This is a genomic window from Streptomyces calidiresistens (assembly GCF_014141525.1).
Taxonomy (GTDB): domain Bacteria; phylum Actinomycetota; class Actinomycetes; order Streptomycetales; family Streptomycetaceae; genus Streptomyces; species Streptomyces calidiresistens.
Genome location: NZ_VKHS01001202.1, coordinates 1 through 1,148 on the forward strand (window position 1 = coordinate 1; position 1,148 = coordinate 1,148).

Annotated in this window: 1 protein-coding gene and 1 tRNA gene; one reads left to right on the top strand and one right to left on the bottom strand. The window is 70.3% G+C overall.

Translation table 11 applies throughout. The features are described 5' to 3' along the window. Positions 1-53: 53 nt before the first annotated feature. Positions 54-719, bottom strand: a complete 666-nt coding sequence (locus tag FOE67_RS26375; RefSeq protein WP_182667337.1) for an ANTAR domain-containing response regulator — start codon at positions 717-719, stop codon at positions 54-56. Between the two features lie 255 nt (positions 720-974). On the opposite strand from FOE67_RS26375, the gene FOE67_RS26380 reads away from it, so the two are divergent. Next, positions 975-1,058: transfer RNA gene (locus tag FOE67_RS26380), tRNA-Leu, on the top strand. The last annotated feature ends 90 nt before the right edge of the window (positions 1,059-1,148 follow it).

The following is a 1,148-nucleotide window of genomic DNA, read 5'->3' on the forward strand; positions in this document are numbered from 1 at the left end:
GAAGAAGCAGCGCAAATGAGCCGGTGGGACGACGGGCGGGCCGTCCCACCGGCTCATTTGCGCTGCTTCTTCTCCTCCGCGTCCTGCAGAACCGCCTCGGCGACCTGCTTCATGGACAGCCTGCGGTCCATCGAGGTCTTCTGGATCCACCGGAAGGCCGCCGGCTCGGTCAGACCGTACTGGGTTTGCAGGACGCTCTTCGCGCGATCGACCAGTTTGCGGGTCTCCAGGCGCTGGGAGAGGTCCTCCACCTCGTCCGCCAGGGACTTGAGCTCGGTGAAGCGGGTCACGGCGATCTCGATGGCCGGCACCACGTCGCTCTTGGTGAAGGGTTTGACCAGGTAGGCCATGGCACCGGCGTCCCGGGCGCGCTCGACCAGATCGCGCTGGGAGAAGGCGGTGAGCATCAGGACCGGGGCGATCTGCTCCCCGGCGATCTTCTCGGCCGCGGAGATGCCGTCCATCACGGGCATCTTGACGTCGAGGATCACCAGATCGGGACGGTGCTCACGGGCCAGTTCCACCGCCTGGTGGCCGTCCCCGGCCTCGGCGACGACCGTGTAGCCCTCCTCCTCCAGCATCTCCTTCAGATCGAGACGGATGAGCGCCTCGTCCTCGGCGATCACCACACGGGTGGTGTGCGGCGGGACGTGCGGCTCCTCGGTCGCGGCGGCGGTGTCCGCGGTCGCGCTGGGTTCGGGAACGTCGGCGGTGCTCACGCTGCTCCTCGGTTGCTGCCGGTGGGCTGCCGGGTGGGGCATCCCCGAGGGTAGCCGGGCCGCGTGACACGCGTCGCACCGGCTCGACCGGTGGACACCGGAACCGGACGCCGGCGGAGGGGGCTCCTTGCCGGACGCCGCCGAATCCCCCCGCACCGGGGTGCGGGACCGGCGGATCGGCGCGCCGGCCGTCCGACACCCGGGGCCGGCTACGGTCGGGGGCCGACACACGGTACTCTGTGGCCGGTGCGACCTGCCCGGTTGGTGGAACTGGTCAGACACGCGGCTCTCAAACAGCCGTGCCTTCGCGGCATGTGGGTTCGAATCCCACACCGGGCACCCGTTCCCACGGTCCCCCGATGCGTCGGGGGACCGTGCGCGTTCTCCGGCCCCTCCTCGAACGCTCTCCTCCCCGATCGCTCCCCAACC